The organism is Kribbella catacumbae DSM 19601 (genome assembly GCF_000372465.1).
In the GTDB taxonomy this organism is placed as follows: Bacteria; Actinomycetota; Actinomycetes; order Propionibacteriales; family Kribbellaceae; genus Kribbella; species Kribbella catacumbae.
Window position 1 is genome coordinate 465,525 of sequence record NZ_AQUZ01000001.1, and the last position, 15,374, is coordinate 480,898.

Annotated in this window: 17 protein-coding genes; 7 read left to right on the plus strand and 10 right to left on the minus strand. The window is 67.1% G+C overall.

Going from position 1 to position 15,374, the window contains the following annotated elements:
• The first annotated feature begins 45 nt into the window (after positions 1 to 45).
• Complete coding sequence (gene ligA / locus A3ES_RS0102005; RefSeq protein WP_020385098.1) at positions 46 to 2,043, plus strand: NAD-dependent DNA ligase LigA; 1,998 nt, start codon at positions 46 to 48, stop codon at positions 2,041 to 2,043.
• Between the two features lie 101 nt (positions 2,044 to 2,144).
• On the opposite strand, the gene A3ES_RS45915 is transcribed toward ligA, so the two are convergent.
• Together A3ES_RS45915 and A3ES_RS0102015 are read right to left on the minus strand one after the other, a co-directional pair.
• A complete protein-coding gene (locus A3ES_RS45915; RefSeq protein ID WP_020385099.1) occupies positions 2,145 to 2,354 on the minus strand; it encodes a hypothetical protein in 210 nt (69 codons plus the stop codon).
• A gap of 242 nt (positions 2,355 to 2,596) precedes the next feature.
• On the minus strand, positions 2,597 to 3,244 hold the full coding sequence (locus A3ES_RS0102015) for a dihydrofolate reductase family protein (protein WP_020385100.1): 648 nt from the start codon (positions 3,242 to 3,244) through the stop codon (positions 2,597 to 2,599).
• A 102-nt stretch (positions 3,245 to 3,346) separates the two neighbouring features.
• Between A3ES_RS0102015 and A3ES_RS0102020 the strand changes: the two genes are divergently transcribed.
• Positions 3,347 to 4,216 (plus strand): LysR family transcriptional regulator, encoded by an 870-nt coding sequence (locus A3ES_RS0102020; RefSeq protein WP_020385101.1) that lies wholly within the window; start codon positions 3,347 to 3,349, stop codon positions 4,214 to 4,216.
• Here A3ES_RS0102020 and A3ES_RS53670 read toward each other — a convergent pair.
• Together A3ES_RS53670 and A3ES_RS0102030 are read right to left on the minus strand one after the other, a co-directional pair.
• Positions 4,206 to 4,343, minus strand: a complete 138-nt coding sequence (locus A3ES_RS53670; RefSeq protein WP_020385102.1) for a hypothetical protein — start codon at positions 4,341 to 4,343, stop codon at positions 4,206 to 4,208. The two genes, A3ES_RS0102020 and A3ES_RS53670, sit on opposite strands and share 11 nt — an antisense overlap.
• Before the next feature lie 119 nt (positions 4,344 to 4,462).
• Positions 4,463 to 5,032, minus strand: coding sequence for a CGNR zinc finger domain-containing protein (locus tag A3ES_RS0102030; RefSeq protein ID WP_020385103.1), 570 nt, complete (start codon positions 5,030 to 5,032; stop codon positions 4,463 to 4,465).
• A gap of 83 nt (positions 5,033 to 5,115) precedes the next feature.
• Between A3ES_RS0102030 and A3ES_RS0102035 the strand changes: the two genes are divergently transcribed.
• Entirely contained in the window at positions 5,116 to 6,288 is a 1,173-nt protein-coding gene (locus tag A3ES_RS0102035) for an epoxide hydrolase family protein (RefSeq protein ID WP_026162482.1), read from the plus strand.
• A gap of 505 nt (positions 6,289 to 6,793) precedes the next feature.
• On the opposite strand, the gene A3ES_RS50910 is transcribed toward A3ES_RS0102035, so the two are convergent.
• The 6 genes from A3ES_RS50910 to A3ES_RS0102060 form a co-directional block, all read right to left on the minus strand.
• Positions 6,794 to 7,804, minus strand: a complete 1,011-nt coding sequence (locus A3ES_RS50910; protein ID WP_237744831.1) for an HNH endonuclease signature motif containing protein — start codon at positions 7,802 to 7,804, stop codon at positions 6,794 to 6,796.
• Positions 7,734 to 8,564 carry a DUF222 domain-containing protein gene (locus tag A3ES_RS0102045; protein ID WP_026162483.1) on the minus strand — a complete coding sequence of 277 codons (831 nt, stop codon included), beginning with the start codon at positions 8,562 to 8,564 and terminating at the stop codon, positions 7,734 to 7,736. Before A3ES_RS0102045 ends, A3ES_RS50910 begins: the two co-directional genes overlap by 71 nt.
• 320 nt (positions 8,565 to 8,884) lie before the next feature.
• Positions 8,885 to 9,304, minus strand: a complete 420-nt coding sequence (locus A3ES_RS55380; protein ID WP_202806411.1) for a superantigen-like protein SSL4 — start codon at positions 9,302 to 9,304, stop codon at positions 8,885 to 8,887.
• A gap of 38 nt (positions 9,305 to 9,342) precedes the next feature.
• On the minus strand, positions 9,343 to 9,588 hold the full coding sequence (locus A3ES_RS55385; protein ID WP_020385106.1) for a hypothetical protein: 246 nt from the start codon (positions 9,586 to 9,588) through the stop codon (positions 9,343 to 9,345).
• A gap of 221 nt (positions 9,589 to 9,809) precedes the next feature.
• A complete protein-coding gene (locus A3ES_RS0102055; RefSeq protein ID WP_020385107.1) occupies positions 9,810 to 10,301 on the minus strand; it encodes a GNAT family N-acetyltransferase in 492 nt (163 codons plus the stop codon).
• 11 nt (positions 10,302 to 10,312) lie between these two features.
• Positions 10,313 to 11,701 carry an MFS transporter gene (locus tag A3ES_RS0102060; RefSeq protein WP_020385108.1) on the minus strand — a complete coding sequence of 463 codons (1,389 nt, stop codon included), beginning with the start codon at positions 11,699 to 11,701 and terminating at the stop codon, positions 10,313 to 10,315.
• A gap of 93 nt (positions 11,702 to 11,794) precedes the next feature.
• Here A3ES_RS0102060 and A3ES_RS0102065 point away from each other — a divergent pair, with 93 nt between their 5' ends.
• The 4 genes from A3ES_RS0102065 (at position 11,795) to A3ES_RS0102080 (ending at position 15,341) form a co-directional block, all read left to right on the plus strand.
• Positions 11,795 to 12,367 carry a TetR/AcrR family transcriptional regulator gene (locus tag A3ES_RS0102065; protein ID WP_020385109.1) on the plus strand — a complete coding sequence of 191 codons (573 nt, stop codon included), beginning with the start codon at positions 11,795 to 11,797 and terminating at the stop codon, positions 12,365 to 12,367.
• Between the two features lie 66 nt (positions 12,368 to 12,433).
• Complete coding sequence (locus tag A3ES_RS0102070) at positions 12,434 to 13,129, plus strand: metal-dependent transcriptional regulator (protein WP_157630260.1); 696 nt, start codon at positions 12,434 to 12,436, stop codon at positions 13,127 to 13,129.
• Positions 13,129 to 14,157: a multicopper oxidase domain-containing protein gene (locus A3ES_RS0102075; RefSeq protein WP_020385111.1), complete on the plus strand. Its 1,029-nt coding sequence runs from the start codon at positions 13,129 to 13,131 to the stop codon at positions 14,155 to 14,157. Before A3ES_RS0102070 ends, A3ES_RS0102075 begins: the two co-directional genes overlap by 1 nt.
• A complete protein-coding gene (locus A3ES_RS0102080; RefSeq protein WP_020385112.1) occupies positions 14,154 to 15,341 on the plus strand; it encodes a ZIP family metal transporter in 1,188 nt (395 codons plus the stop codon). The genes A3ES_RS0102075 and A3ES_RS0102080 overlap by 4 nt, the downstream gene beginning before the upstream one ends.
• Positions 15,342 to 15,374: the final 33 nt, after the last annotated feature.

Sequence of the window (15,374 nt, forward strand, 5' to 3'; positions counted from 1 at the left end):
CGAAGTGCGGCGGATTGTCGGCGTACGCGGGTAGGGTCTTGGGCCGTGGACGTTGGGGAGCGGATTCGGGAACTTGCTGATCAGATCGTCGTACTGCGCGACGCGTACTACCGGGGTTCGCCAGCGGTGGCGGACGCGGAGTACGACGCGGTCGAGGACGAGCTGCGGGCGCTGATCGAGGCCAATCCGGAGCTGGCGCCCGACCCGAATCCGCTGGAGCAGGTGGGTGCGCCCGCGGTGCTGCACGCGCCGATCCGGCACTCCCGGCCGATGCTGTCACTGGAGAAGGCGACCCGCCCGGAACAGGTCGAGGCCTTCTTCAGCCGCTTTCCCGGCCAGTCGGTCGTGGTCATGCCGAAGCTCGACGGCCTGTCATTGGCGCTGGTCTACGAGAACGGGAAGCTGGCAAGGGCGATCACCCGCGGCGACGGGACGACCGGCGACGACGTGACCCCGCTGGTGCGGGCGCTGACCGACGGAGTCCCGGACCGGCTCGACATACCGGGTCGCATCGAGGTGCGCGGCGAGGCGGTCATGTTGCGCTCCACCTTCACCGCATACAACGCCGCGCATCCGGACAAGCCTCTGATCAACCCGAGGAACGCCGCCGCCGGCACGCTGCGCGCCAAGGACGCGGCTACCGTCGCCGAACGACGCCTGCAGTTCTTCTCCTTCGACCTGCTCAGCGATCCCGACAACACCGACGCCGATCTCGAGCGCGCGCTGCGGACGATGGGGTTCACCGTCGCCGACATGCGGCACTGCGACGACGCGGCCGCGGCGCAGGCGGTCATCACCACGATCGAGCAGCAGCGCAACGATCTGGACTATGACCTGGACGGCGCCGTACTGCGCCTGGCGGACCGCGACGCCTTCGCCGCCGCCGGCACCCGATCCAGCTCGCCGCGCGGCGCACTGGCGTTCAAGTTCGCCGCCGAGGAGAAGACCACCGTGCTGGCCGACGTGGTCTGGGACGTCGGCAAAACCGGCAAGATCGCGCCGGTCGCCTGGCTGGAGCCTGTCTTCGTCGGCGGTACGACGGTCACCCGCGCGACCCTGGCCAACCAGGAAGTGATCCGGGCCCGAGGCATCAAAATCGGCGACACGGTCCTGGTACGCCGTGCGGGCGACGTGATTCCGTTCGTCGCCGGCGTACTCGACGCCTCCAAGCGCACGGGCGCCGAGCGCGACATCGTGCCGCCGACGGTGTGCCCGTCGTGCCAGCAGGAGCTGACCGAGCAGGGCAACAGCCGCGAACTGTTCTGTACCAACGTCGCCTGCCCCGCGCAGACCGTCCGGCGGCTGATCCACTGGGCGTCCCGGGCAGCCGCCGACATCGACGCGATCGGCGGAGTCTGGATCGAACGGCTGGCCGAGGCGGGCATCCTCGAACACCCCTCGGACTTCTACCGGCTGACCAAGGAAGGCCTGCTGGAGTTCGACCGCATCGGCGAGATCTCGGCCGCCCGGATGATCGACTCGATCGACGCGAGCCGCCAGGTCGGCCTCCGCCGGGCGCTGATCGGCCTCGCGATCCCGATGGCCTCCGAAGGCACCGCGACCAGAGTGTGCCGAGCGGGATTCAGCTCACTCGAAGAGGTCGCCGACGCAGGGGTCGACGGCCTCGTCGCCGTTGAGGACATCGGCCCAAAGGTCGCTGCCTCACTGATCGAGCACCTCACCCGCCTACGCCCCGAACTCGAACGGCTCCGCGCGGCCGGCGTCTCCCTGGACGTCCGCGAGGAAGACCTCCCACCCGTCGTCGCAGCCGGCGCACCACTGGCGGGCAAGACAGTCGTCGTCACCGGCTCCATCAGCGATCCACGCTCCGGCGAAAAAGTCGCCCGCCCCGCCTTCCAACGCCTCTGCGAGAAGGCAGGCGCCACCATCGCCTCATCAGTCTCAGCAACCACCGACCTACTCATCACCGGCGCCGACGTAGGCGCCGCCAAACTAACCAAAGCCGAAAAACTAGGCGTCACCGTGGTCGATCAATCCGAAATCTGGCAACAACTCCAAGCCGCAGACCTCCTCCCCCGCTGACGCCCCTGCAGCAACGTGCAAAGCCGTCCTCTAGGACTGCGACTGACCAAGCATCCGGGAGCCAGCGTTGGCCGATGGGTTTCATCGGCCAACGCCGGCAGTCATCCCAGGTCGCCAGACTGCGGCTGGTTTGCCGGTGCGAGTGAGATGCCTTCGGCCTGCGCCTTCGACCTGATGGCGCCCTCGCTACGTTCCAGCCGCACGCTGATCACTCCGAGGGGCGTATTGCCGGCAGCCAGGTCCCTCAGCTCATGCACGTCCTCATCGGTCCATTCCTCGCCGCCGCTGCGAGTCGACTTCGCCGCTGCCATCGCGCTCCTCCTCGGGGTACGCCGAACGGTTGCCTTCGGCACCGGTACCCACAACTGGCCCGCCACACGCCTCAAGCCGGAGGAGGCGGGACGGGTCAACTTTGGAGGTAGCGATGCCTGGCAAGTCCGCGAACGTCAAGAGCGAGAAGCAGTACGCCGGCCCAGAATAAGGAAGCCGGCCGCAAAGGCGGAGAGGCGGCAGCCAAGAAGAACTGACTCCCACGGAAGCCGAGGTCAGGGGTTCACGTCACCACGCGATACTTGAGGTGCGTGACGCCGGGGGCGCCGACGGCTCGGAGCTGTTCGAGGCGTACCTCGGTGTTTCCGAGGTTGCCGAAGAGGCGAGAGCCATCGCCGAGCAGTACTGGAACGATGTGGAGCTCGAGCTCGTCCAGCAGGCCCGCTGCCAGGTACTGCTGGGCGATCTGGCCGCCGCCCCAGAGCATGACGTCTTTGCCTCCGGCGGCCTCCTTTGCCTGTTCGAGTGCGGACTCGATTCCTTCGGTTACGAAGTGATAGGTGGTCCCACCGGCCATCTCCACGGAAGCACGCGAATGATGCGTGACGACGAACACCGGATAGTGATACGGCGGGTTGTCGCCCCACCAACCCGTCCACTGCTCGTCACCCCAGGCACCGCCGCCGATCGGGCCGAACATGTTCCGGCCCATCACCGCTGCGCCGATGTTCTCCCGCACCTCCTCGACGATCCGGGCGCTCTCGTTCACCTCGCCCCCTTGCTTGCCGTGCCCTTCGCGCCAGGCGGCAAGCGGGACCACCCAGTCGTGGAGCCGTTCGCCGCCCTCGCCGAGCGGGTTCTGCTCGCTCTGGTTCGGGCCGGCGACGAATCCGTCCAGCGAGATCGAGATATGACACCTGAGCTTGCTCATGTTTCTCCTCAGCGGCAGGACCGTGTCCCTGACGAGCATGGATCAGCCAACAGATGACGTCCAATGCCAATTCCGCGAGGATCACATTGATATTCTTGATCGATGCTCAACCTGGTCCATCTGAAGGTTCTGGCCGCGGTCGCGCGGCATGGGTCGGTGACCGAAGCGGCACGAGAGCTGCACTACTCGCAACCGTCGGTGAGTCACCACCTGTCGCGCCTGGAAGCCATCACCGGCGTCAGGCTCATTCAGCGCGTCGGCCGAGGGATTCGCTTGACTCCGGAAGGACAACTGCTGGCCAGCCGGGCCACCGAGATCATCGGACGCGTCGACGCGGCAACCAACGAACTGGCAGCACAGGTCGGCTTGCAGACGGGGCGGATTCGCTTGGCCGCCAACGCGTCAGCGCTGAGCACGATCGTGCCCAAGGCGGCCACCACGTTGGCCCAGGCGCACCCGGGACTCGAGCTGAGCCTGATCGACCGGCACCCGGTCGAAGCGTTACAGCTGCTGCGCCACGGCGAGGTCGACGTCGCACTCATCTTCCGGTACGCCGACGCCCCGGTCGAGGACGCGGGCTTTCGTCTCGTCCACGTCGGCAACGACCCGGTCTACCTGGTCAGCCAGCGACCCGACGACAGCCTCGCGAACCATCGCGACTCCCCCTGGATCGGCGGTTGTGAGCGCTGTCAGGACCAGCTGACCATCGTGTGCCGGCAAGAAGGCTTCACCCCACGCATCGCCTCATTCAGTGACGACATGGTCGTCCTGCAAGCCCTGGTTGCTGCGGGCATCGGCGTCACGACCCTGCCAGGCTTGGCGCTCCAAGCCCACCGTCGGCCAGACATCCACACGACCGAGATACCCGACTACCACCGCGAGATCCACGCAGTCACGTACGGCGACCCACCCGACCCGCCAGCCACCATCGCACTGGTCCAAGCCCTCCGTAGCTACTTCGTCACCGTGTAGTGGAGCTGACCTCGTCGCGCGCGTCGAGCGACAGGTCGTTCTTGCCGGAGCCCGGCGTCACGCTGTCGAACTTCAGGAAGTCGACACCCCAGGAGGCGAGGAGATCGGCGTCAGTCTCAGCAGCCACCGACTTACTCATCACCGGCGCCGACGTAGACACCGCCAAACTAACCAAAGCCGAAGAACTAGGCGTCACCGTCGTCGACCAATCCGAAATCTGGCAACAACTCCAAGCCGCAGACCTCCTCAGCCGCTGAAGTTTTTGTGCTGGTTGGCCTTGAAGCGCGCCTTCTTCTCACGGTTCCCGCACGTGTTCATGTCACACCATCTGCGGGTGCGACTTTGACTGGTGTCGAAGAAGGCGGCTTGGCAGCTCGGCGATGCGCACAAGGCCAATCTTCCGTCTCGTTCGCCGGCGATGATGCTGATCGCGTCGGCGGCGATCACGCTGAGGGCATCCTCCACGCAGGAAGCCGAGCTGAGCCGCCATCGCCGCTTACCCTCCGCCGTCAGGACAGCCGCGGCTCGACCCTGAGCGCTGCGGTCATTGATGACTTGGACGGCAGATGCAGGGAGAGCGTCCTGGATCGCGGCCGCTGTCGCGGCGGCGTGAATCGACTCCCTCAGTTCCCGGGCGAGTTCGAGCTGAGCGGTGGTGCAGGAGTCCACGGCGAGGCCGTTCAATGCGAGCCAGTCGACGAGTCGCTGCGGCGTGGGAATGCGCTCCACAGCGTCGCCATGACGCTCCGACAGAGTCCCCGTGAAGCTGGTCGCTAGCACGGTACCGAGGCGAAAGTCAGGGAAGCCAGCACGCATGGAACCACCTTAGCTGGTTGCCTGCACGCACGAGGACATGTTAGAACCGTCTTAGCCGGTTCCTCGATAGCCAGGGAGGTCTCATGCCCCGTCTAACCAGCGACGTGCAAGCATTCGAAGCCCACGCAACTGACGCCGACCTCGACGATCTGCGCGCGCGATTAGCCGCAGTACGGCTACCGGAGGCCGAGACGGTCTATCGTGCCGCACCCGACCCTCGCCGATGGGAACAGGGAGTTCCTCTCGCCGACCTCGTCGATGTCGTGAACTACTGGCGCACCGGGTACGACTGGCGGTCGTTCGAAGAGCGCCTTGACCGGATCGGCCAGTTCCGCACGACCATTGATGATCTGGGAATCCACTTCCTGCACCGCCGATCCGCGCGCGCAGATGCCACTCCTCTGCTCTTGACGCACGGCTGGCCGGACAGCATTGCTCGCTTCATCGATGTCGTAGACGAGCTGGCAGATCCGAAAGATGCAAGTGCGCCGGCGTTCCACGTCGTAGTCCCGTCGCTACCCGGCTTCGGTTACAGCGACAAGCCGACCACCACCGGGTGGGGAACCGAAAAGATCGCGGCCGCCTGGGTGGAACTGATGGGAAGGCTCGGCTACCGCAAGTTCGTAGCCCACGGCGGCGACTGGGGAGGCAATATCACCACGGTTCTCGGCGGCAGGTTCCCGGAGCACGTTCTCGGCATCCACACAACGTTCGCGGAGGGACCGCCCGGGTTGACAACGGACGGGCTGACGGCGGTCGAGCGCCAGTGGACCGAGGAAACCCGCGATTTCTGGCGCCACCGCGCGGCGTACGCGAAGCAGCAGGCGACCCGACCGCAGACCATCGGCTACTCGCTCGTCGACTCACCGGTCGGGCTTCTCGCCTGGATCCTTGACAAGTTCGCCGAGTGGTCAGACACCGAAGACAGCCCGTTCGAGACGATTTCCAGAGACCGCGTTCTCGACGACGTCACCCTGTACTGGCTGACGCGGACCGGCGCATCGGCTGCACGCATCTACTACGAAAGCCACAACTCACTGGACCCCGAACTTCGGGTCGACATCCCGTCAGCAATCACCATGTATCCCCGCGATGTCGAGAAGTGTCCGCGCCCCTGGGCACAGGAGCGGTACCGACAGATCGTCCGATGGAGGACACCCGAAAGCGGGGGACATTTCCCGTCGCTGGAGGTTCCCGAGTACTTCGTCAAAGACCTACAAGAGGGCCTCGCGGCAGTACTGACCGCCAATCGATGAACGCGGCTCGGTGCCGGCGCTCGATCACCGCCTCATCCGGCTCAAGTTGTTGCCGAGCCAAGCGATGACGTGTCCGAATCCACGCTTCTCGAGCTTTCCCGGCACACCGCCGACCTCTCCCCCGAATGGAGGCATCGAGGTCACCTGCTGCCACTACCAGGCGATTCATGCGGTGGAGACGCGGCGAGGCGGCGCCCCGACTGTGGACAGCGGGCGCCTCAGCGGGCGACGAACAGAGGGGGCGGGCAGCAAGCGGCGGACAGCGGACAGCGGACAGCGGACAGCAGTCAACGGCTGCGGATGGCAAGGGGCGTTCGGCCGGGAAGGCCAGGGCTGAGCATGGCGAGGAGCCCTCGGCCGGCGGGCCGAAGGCTAGAAGGGGCCGTAAGCGGATGCGGCAGGCACAGCAGTCAGGGCGGACGCGACGGTCGCGACGCGCTGCGCGATGCGGCCTGCGGGCGGGGCCGCGCCGGCGGCTGGTTGGGCCGCCGGCGGTGCGGCGGTGTTACGGGCCCGCGGATGGGGTGGCGCTGTCGCCCCAGGGATCAAGCAGGGCGACCGCCTCGGGGGTGAGCCAGGACAGGCTTCCGGTACCGGCTTGCACTTTGGGGTGCGGGGTGGGTGGGGAGAAGAACCGGCCGGGGTGTTCGTGTGGGTCGCCGCCGGCAGGTCCGGTGGTGGGTGGGCCGAAGTAGCGGGTCAGGTTGGTGAGGTTGGCTAGGTCGGCGGGGGTGGTGGGGCGGGGGCTGGTCCAGCCGGGGCGGGTGACGTGGACGATGCCGCGGGTGATGGTGATGGCCCAGTGGCCGGCGTGGACGGCCCGGTGGTGGCCTGCGCAGAGCAGCGCGAGATTCTGGAGGGCGGTGGGGCCGCCGTCGATCCAGTGGATCAAATGGTGGGCGTGGCATTGCCAGGGTGGGGCTTTGCAGATGACGCAGCCCTTGTCGCGTCTGATCAGGGCGCGGCGGATGGCGCGGGTGACGTAGCGCTGTTCCGTGCCGACGTCGAGGGGTTGGGAGTCGGAGCCGAGCACGATGGGGAGGATGGCGGCGTCGCAGGCCAGCCGGCGTACGGCGGAGGCGGACAGGTTGTCGCCGTAGACGAGTTCGCCGACGGCTTGGGAGGTGGCGTTGCGGAGGTCGTCGAGGTCGATGGTGATGGTGATGTGCGGTACCCCCGGCCCACCCGCCCCGCCCGTTCCGCCCGACCGATCAGCTGATGCGCCGCACGTCCCGCAGGCACCCGACGTCTCGGACGCACCGGGCAGACCCGAGGTACCCCAGTCGTCTGAGTCGTCGAACGTTTCCGAGGCACCGGACGCACCCGAGCCACCGGACGTACCTGGCGTACCGGACTCACCGGACATACCCGAGCCACCCCACGCATCTGAGCCATCGAACAGATCCGACGTACCGGCGCCACTGGACGTATCCGGGGTACCGGACTCACCGGACGTGCCGGAGTCGCCGGACGTGCCGGACCCACCGGCTGTACCAGGGGTGCGTTTGCGGGGCATGGTCGCGGCCGCTGCATTCAGGATGGCGGTGAAGGGCGTCGGCCTGGCGCTTGGCGTGCGGGCGCGGATCCAGCTCGCCATCAACAGTTCGGCGGGGCTTCGAGAGACGGTTGATCTGGACCCGGAGGAGTTCGGCGTTCTCGCCGGACAGGTAGCCGCTGATCTTCACACCGCCGTCGGCGCGCCGCAGCGACAGGGTTTCGTTGGCGTGGGCGTCGTCTTCGGCCGGTTCGGGGCCATCGGTGTCCAGCCTGTTCAGGACCTCGCGGCCGAAGTCCACCAAGCCGTCCGGGCTCAACAACCGGGCGGCTTCGATCATTTGTTCTTCGGCGACCCGCAGTTCGTCGTCCGACACCGTGGGTGGGACCTTTTCCAGGGTGGTGACGATGGCTTGGGCCTGGGCTGGGTTCAGCACCACCGGGTCTGGGGTCTCAGTCCCATCTGTACCTGTGTCCGCGGCCGCGGTCAGGTCTGTGTGGGGGTTGGGGAGGGCGGCGGTGACGGCGGCGTAGTTGGCCAGGGCTTTGGCGGTTTTGAGGTCTCGGCGGATTTCGCGGGCGTTGCGGTGATGGCGCAACTCGAGGAACTCGACGGTGTCGCGGGCGCCGAGTTCCTTGGCCAGGCCGCGTTCGTCGAGGTCGGCGGTGAGTTGCAGCCGGTAGGTGAGCAGGGTGGACAGGGCAGCGTCGACACCGTCGATGGTGGACAGCAGGGCGCTGTCACCAAGCATCGACGGTGGGAGTAGCTGCGAGGTCTCCATACCCAGAACTCTAGACGGGCCCACCGACAGCTTCTGTGGCTGGAAGGCCTTATCGATAAGGGGATCAGCGAGTGGCCGGAACTGGTCAGGTTGTGCACAGGAGGGCTTGATCTGTGGATATCGAGGTTATGTTGCTTAGGGCAACAGTGTGTGTGTCGATGACGAGAGTCCAGCAGTTGCTGGTGCCCGGTAACCCGCCGGCTACCGGCCACGAGCTGCAGTCAGGCGTTGCCTTGGCGATCGACCGGGGCGCCGGCTGTCGACGAGTGGCGGTAGGGGACTACGGAGAGGATGAGCAGGACGAGTCCGGCCAAGGGGGCCTATGCCAAAGCTGCGGAGCCTGCCCCAGGTGTCGGCAGCGCGGCCGGCGGTGGACACTGCGAGCGCCGAGCTGGCTGCGCTGGCGGAGTTGTTCCAGGTGAAGGCTTGGGTGAGGGCGGTCGGGTGGACTGCCTTTCGGTCAGGACGTTCAGTAGGACAAGCGTCGGCGGTACTGCGGCCTCAGTGATCACCACGACTGCGCCTAGCCAGAGCGCGGACGGTGCGAAGGGGAGTAGCAACGCAGTACCGGTCAGGTACGCGGTGGCGATGACGAGTTGACGATGCGCAGGAAGGCGACGCGGGCCCAGCCCGTAGTACCAGGAGGAGAGTAGGCCGCTGAGGCTGGAGGCGGCGATGATCGGCGCGGCTGCGCCAGGCAGTTCGTGGCTGGCCGCGAAGGCGGAGATTGAGACGCCCATGGTTCCGAAGTACAGGCCGATGGCGAGGTTTAGCAGGGCTAGCGGGTCTGGCCGAAGCGGTCGATCAGGCGGGCCAGCTGCGGACCGATCAACGCTTCGGCGAGGGCGAATCCAGCGGCGGCGAGGCCGGCGGTGGCGTAGGAGCCGGTGCGGGCGTGCAGTAGCCAGACCAGGCCGAGCCCGGTCATGGCTATGCCGACGCGGCCGACAGCGGCGGTGAAGAAGAAGGCGGCAGCGCCGGGGGTGCGTAGCAGTGGGCGGTAGCCGGTGGCGGCTCGGGGCATGAGGTGTCCTCGTCGCTGCTCGGCGGTGCGGACCCGCCGGCGCCTGTACTACAGAGAGGTGCGACCCGTGGTTCGCCAGGGGACATCCAGGACTGCGGCAAGGCGGGACACGCGCCCTCACCGCCGCCCCCGACACCGAGCGGAACAGAAACGTCAGGCTCGGGACAATGCGGACCCGAGCGACTCAGGCGACTTTAACAACACTCACACGCGCCCGCCGCTCATTCTTGCTGGATGGGGGTTAGGGCCTGGGCGTAGGTGTTGGCGTCCCAGGAGGCGACGATCTTGGGGCGGAGGGTGGCGCCGAGGCGGGTGTAGAAGCGTTGGGCGCCTTCGTTTTCGGGGCGCATGCCCCAGGCGATGGTGAGTTGTTGGGGGAGGGCGTAGCGCGCGAGTTCGAGCATGAGGGCGCGGCCTGTTCCGGTGTCGCGGAATTGTTCGCGGACGTACAGATCGTCGAGACCGAGGATGTCGCCGCCGGTCCAGAGGTGGAGGCGTCGCAGAGCCGAAACGTAGCCGGCCGCCTCTCCACGGTGCTCGGCCAGGAAGACGACCACGTCGTCTCTGCCCAGCAGTTTGCGCCATTGGTCGACGGTGACGGTGACATAGCGGCCCTCGTCCTGATGGTCGGCCAGTTCGCCGATCATCAGTCTCAGGATGGCCGCATCGTCAGGGCCGGCGCGGCGAATGGTGGGGGTGAGCTGTTCAGTCATCTTGAAGCTCCTCAGTGCGCGGCATGTGCGGTAGTCGTCGCCGGCTTGCCTGCGGGGATAACGATCAGAGTCAGTACTGCGGCAACCGCGGCCGTGATCGCGGCGAAGGTGAAGCCGCGGCTGAAGCCGGTCGTGCTGGTGCCGGCGATGCTCGCAGCCGCGATGCTGGAAACCACCGCGACCCCAAGTGCGGCACCGAATTCGTGGAAGGTACTGAGGATGCCTGAGGCCAGACCGGCTTCGTGATGCTCGACCTGCGCGAGCGTCGTCGTCGAGGCTGCGACGAAGGCTGCACCGATACCCGCGGCCGCGACGCTGATCCCGATCACGGTCACGATCGAGCCGTCCCAGAACGCAGGTCCGGCGGTACCGAGTGCCGTGACAGTCAGTCCGACCAAGGCGATGGGGCGCGCACCAAGATGACCGATTGCCTGGCCGGCGGTCTGTGCTCCGACCATGGTCGCCAGCGCGACTGGCAGGAAGAGCAGGCCGGTCCGCAGGGCGCCGTAGCCCTGGTGGTGTTGGAGGTAGAACGACCCGAGGAAGAAGACCGCGATCATCAGCGCGGTGGCGATCAGGATCAGGAACGTGCCCGCGGCAACGGGACGACGGGTGAGTACGCGTAGATCCATCAGGGGAGACCGTACGACGCGCTGCAGCCAAGCGAAAGCGGCGTACAGGACGATCGCACCGCCAAGGCCGCCAAGTGTTGCGGCCGAGAGCCAGCCGCGGTCGCCGGCGTTGATCAGTGCGTAGATCGCAGAGCCGGTAGCAGCGGTGACGAGGATGGCGCCAGGGATGTCGAGGCGCGCGCGGTTCTGTTGCGGGCGGTCGGCGGGAAGCGTTCGGAACAAGGCCGTCAGCACGACCAGGCCAATCGGCACGTTGATGTAGAACACCCACTGCCAGCCCGGCCCCGCGGTCAGGATGCCGCCGAGCAGTACGCCGATCGCTGCGCCGCCGCCGCCGAGCGCGGACCAGATCCCGAGCGCCTTGTTCCGCTCGTCGCCGTGGAAGGTCTTGGTGACCACCGAGAGCGCGGCAGGAGACAGGATCGCGGCACCGATGCCTTGGGCGACGCGGCCGCCGATGAGCATCGCCGCGCCGCTCGCAAGCCCGGTGGCCAGCGAGGCAGCGGTGAAGACGACAAGGCCGGTGAGGACGACCCGACGGGCGCCGTACAGGTCGGCGGCTCGTCCGCCGAGCAGCATCAGGCCGCCGAACATCAGCGTGTACGCACTCACCACCCAGGTCAGGCTGTCGCGTTCCAGGCCGAGATCGGCGCCGATGTGGGGGAGCGCGATGGCCACCACCGTGACGTCGAGGATGAGCATGAACTGCGCCACGCCGAGTAGTGCGAGGAGGCGCCAGCGCCTGGGATCCGCGGTGGTTTCGGGCATGAGGGTCACCCCTGAAGGTAATTCGTACATGGTTGTATGAGTTATCTTCGCTACAGTAACTCGTACACGGGTGTTCGACAAGGGAGAATCCTGATGGTCGCCACGCAGGCCAAACGAGCTGACGCGCAACGCAGTATCGCGGCGATCCTGGCGGCCTCGGTGGAGTGCCTGAGCCGCAATCCGGAGGCGAGTGTCAGCGAGATCGCCAAGGCCGCGGGCGTCGGGCGCGTCACCGTCTACGGGCACTTCCCGAACCGGGCCGACCTGGTCGACGCGACGTTCGCCCGCGCGATCGAGAACGGCCATGCCGCGCTCGAGGCGGTTGACTTGGAGGGCGATCCCCGCGAGGCCTTGGCCCGGCTGATCGACTCCAGCTGGATGTTGGTCGACCGGTTCCGGTCGCTGCTGACAGCTGCCCAGGATGCCCTGCCGCCAGGCCGGATCCGGACGCTGCATGCCGGGCCGATGGATCGCGTCGAGCGCCTGGTCGAGCGAGGCCGGGCAGAAGGCGTTTTCCGTACCGACCTGCCGGTCTTCTGGCTGGTCAGCGTGATGCACAACGTGATGCACGGCGCCGCCGACGAGATCAATGCCGGGCGGCTGGACGCCGACGACGCCGGCGACTTCATCACGGCGACAATCCTGGCCGCGTTCAGTACGCCGTAACTGGGCGTGACTCAAGCCTGGCCGGGCGACATGGCCAACCAGATTAGATGCGTCTAATCTAATCCTGTGATTGCTCAAACGGCACGGCCGGTGCAGTGTTGCGAGATCGCGCATACCGAGGCGGTCGAGGACTATCTGCGGACGATCTTCAAGCTCAGTGGTCGCGGGCTCCCGGTGACCACGTCGGCGGTCGCCGAGCAGCTCGGGGTTTCGCCGCCCACCGTGTCGGCGATGCTGAAACGGCTGGAGGCCAGCGAGCTGATCGATCGATCCGGCGGCCGCGCCATCGCCCTGACGGCCCACGGTGACCGGCACGCCGCCGGGGTGACCCGTCGGCACCGGTTGGTCGAGACCTTCCTTGTCCAGGTGGTCGGATTCGGCTGGGACGAGGTCCACGCGGAGGCCGACGTCCTCGAACATGCGATCAGCGAGCGGCTGGAAGAACGCATCGACGATCTGCTCGGACACCCGACGCACGACCCGCACGGCGACCCGATTCCGCCGCGTACCGGCGAACATGTCGAGTCCTGGGCGGCGGCCCTCGGCAGCGCCGCGGAGGGAAGCCGCTTCCGCGTGCAGCGAGTGGCCGACGATGACAGCAACGCCCTGCGGTACCTGGCCGATCGGGGCATCAAACCCGGCACGGTCCTCGAAGTGGTGAGGCGCGAGCCCTTCGGCGGACCGATCTGGGTGATGGTCGAAGCGCGCAGCCATGCGCTCGGACCGACGCTCGCCGACCTCGTGCACGGGGAGACCGCCTGATGCCCGGCGCGTCCCGGCGCGGATTCCTGCTGGGCGGAGCGGGAGTCGCCCTCGGTGCGATCCCAGCGACGGCGCCGAGCGCCGACCCGGCCCCGCCGGCCCATACAGGGCACGGTACTGCGCATGTGCACGGCGGCGGCATCAACGGCCCGACCTTCCGGGGCGGCAGCGTCGACCACGCGGCCAACGGCTTCAACCCGACCCCGCTGCTCCGGGACTTCGACTACGGCAAGGTGTCCAAGCTGCCGGGCGGCCGGACCCTGCGCGAGTGGGAGATCTACGCGACGGATCGCGAGATCGAGGTCGCGCCCGGCCTGAAGTTCGAGGCCTGGACCTTCAACAACCGGATACCGGGTCCGACCCTGCGCTGCCGGGCCGGTGACCGGCTGCGAGTGCGGTTCGTCAACGCGTCGGCGCATCCGCACACGATGCACTTTCACGGCATCCATCCCGCCGAGATGGACGGAACGCCAGGCATCGGGCGAGGCGTGATCGAGCCGGGCGGTGACTTCGTCTACGAGTTCGACGCGGTGCCGTTCGGTCTCCATCTCTACCACTGCCACGTCGGGCCACTGGCCGAGCACATCGCGCGCGGCATGTACGGCACCTTCATCATCGACCCGCCCGAAGACCGCCCAACGGCGGACGAGATGGTGATGGTGATGCACGGCTACAACACCACCTTCGATGCCCAAGGCAACCAGTTGTACGCCGTCAACGGCATCCCGTTCCACTACATGAACGAGCCGATCCGGGTGAAGCGCGGCGAGCTGGTCCGCATCTACCTGGTGAACGTGCTCGAGTACGACCCGATCAACAGCTTCCATCTGCACGGGAACTTCTTCGACTACTACCCGACCGGAACGCGGCTGGAGCCCAGCGAGTACACCGACACTGTCGTCCAGGCCCAAGGCCAGCGGGGGATCTGCGAGCTGCGTTTCCCGCATCCGGGCAAGTACATGTTCCACGCGCACAAGAGCGAGTTCGCCGAGCTCGGCTGGATGGGCTTCTTCGAGGTGACCGAGTGACCGACCCGACGACTCGGAAACTGCTGCCCGCCTGGACGCTGGTCGCGATCACCATCGCGGTCGCCGCCGTCGCGCTGACGGCACTGGCTGTCCTGGGCAGCCGGGCTTTGCCTGACCGCACCGGTCCACCGGTGGAAGAGCTGGTGGTGGAACGGACAGCGTTGTCGCCGAGCGCGATCGAACTGACGGTGCGAAACACCGGACCCGACGCGGTGCAGATCGCCCAGATTTTCGTCAACGATGTCTATGTGAGTTTCACCGGCGCCACCGAACCGGTGAGCCGGCTGGCTACCGAGACCGTGCGCCTGGACTATCCCTGGCAGGACGGCCACCCGCTGCAGATCTCGATCCTGACCTCGACTGGCGCGGTCATCGAACACGAAATCGCCGCCGCGGTGGAGACTCCTACAGCGGATCGGGACCTGCTGGCTCTGATGATCCTGCTGGGGACCTATGTAGGCATCATCCCGGTCGCACTCGGGATGGTGTTCCTGCCCGTACTACGAAGAGCCGGCCGCTCGCTGGTCCGGATGCTGCTGGCGTTGACGGTGGGGCTGCTTGCCTTCCTGGCCGTCGACGCTGCCATCGAGGGCCTCGATCTCGCGGCCCAGACCGGCGGTGCATTTGGCGGTCCGATCCTGGTGTTCCTCGGCGCCGCGATGGCGTTCCTGGCGCTGACAGCGGTTGATCGCCTGCTGCAAAGGCGCGTTGACTCCGTGGAGAAGACATCGGTCGACGGTCGACGGCTGGCGCTGATGATCGCCACCGGGATCGGGCTCCACAACCTCGGCGAAGGGCTCGCCATCGGATCGGCGTACGCGGTGGGTGAACTGGCTCTGGGTGCTGCCTTGGTGGTCGGCTTCGCCCTGCACAACACCACCGAGGGTCTCGCCGTCGTGACGCCGTTGACGCGTCAGAAGCCGTCGCTCGGCCGCCTGGCCGGCCTTGGTCTGCTGGCTGGTGGGCCTGCGATCATCGGCGCGGCGATCGGCGCCACGGTCAGCAACGCGGCGGTCGCGTCGCTGCTGTTCGGGGTCGGAGTCGGCGCAATCCTTCAGGTCATCATCCAGATCACGCCGGGCTTGCGCGACCAGACCGGCAAGGTGCTCAGCCTGCCGGTGATCAGTGGACTGTCAGTGGGCGTCGTGATCATGTACGCCACTGGCCTCCTGGTCGCGGTCTGACGACGCGAGGGCCTCGGCTGCCGGGGCCTTCGC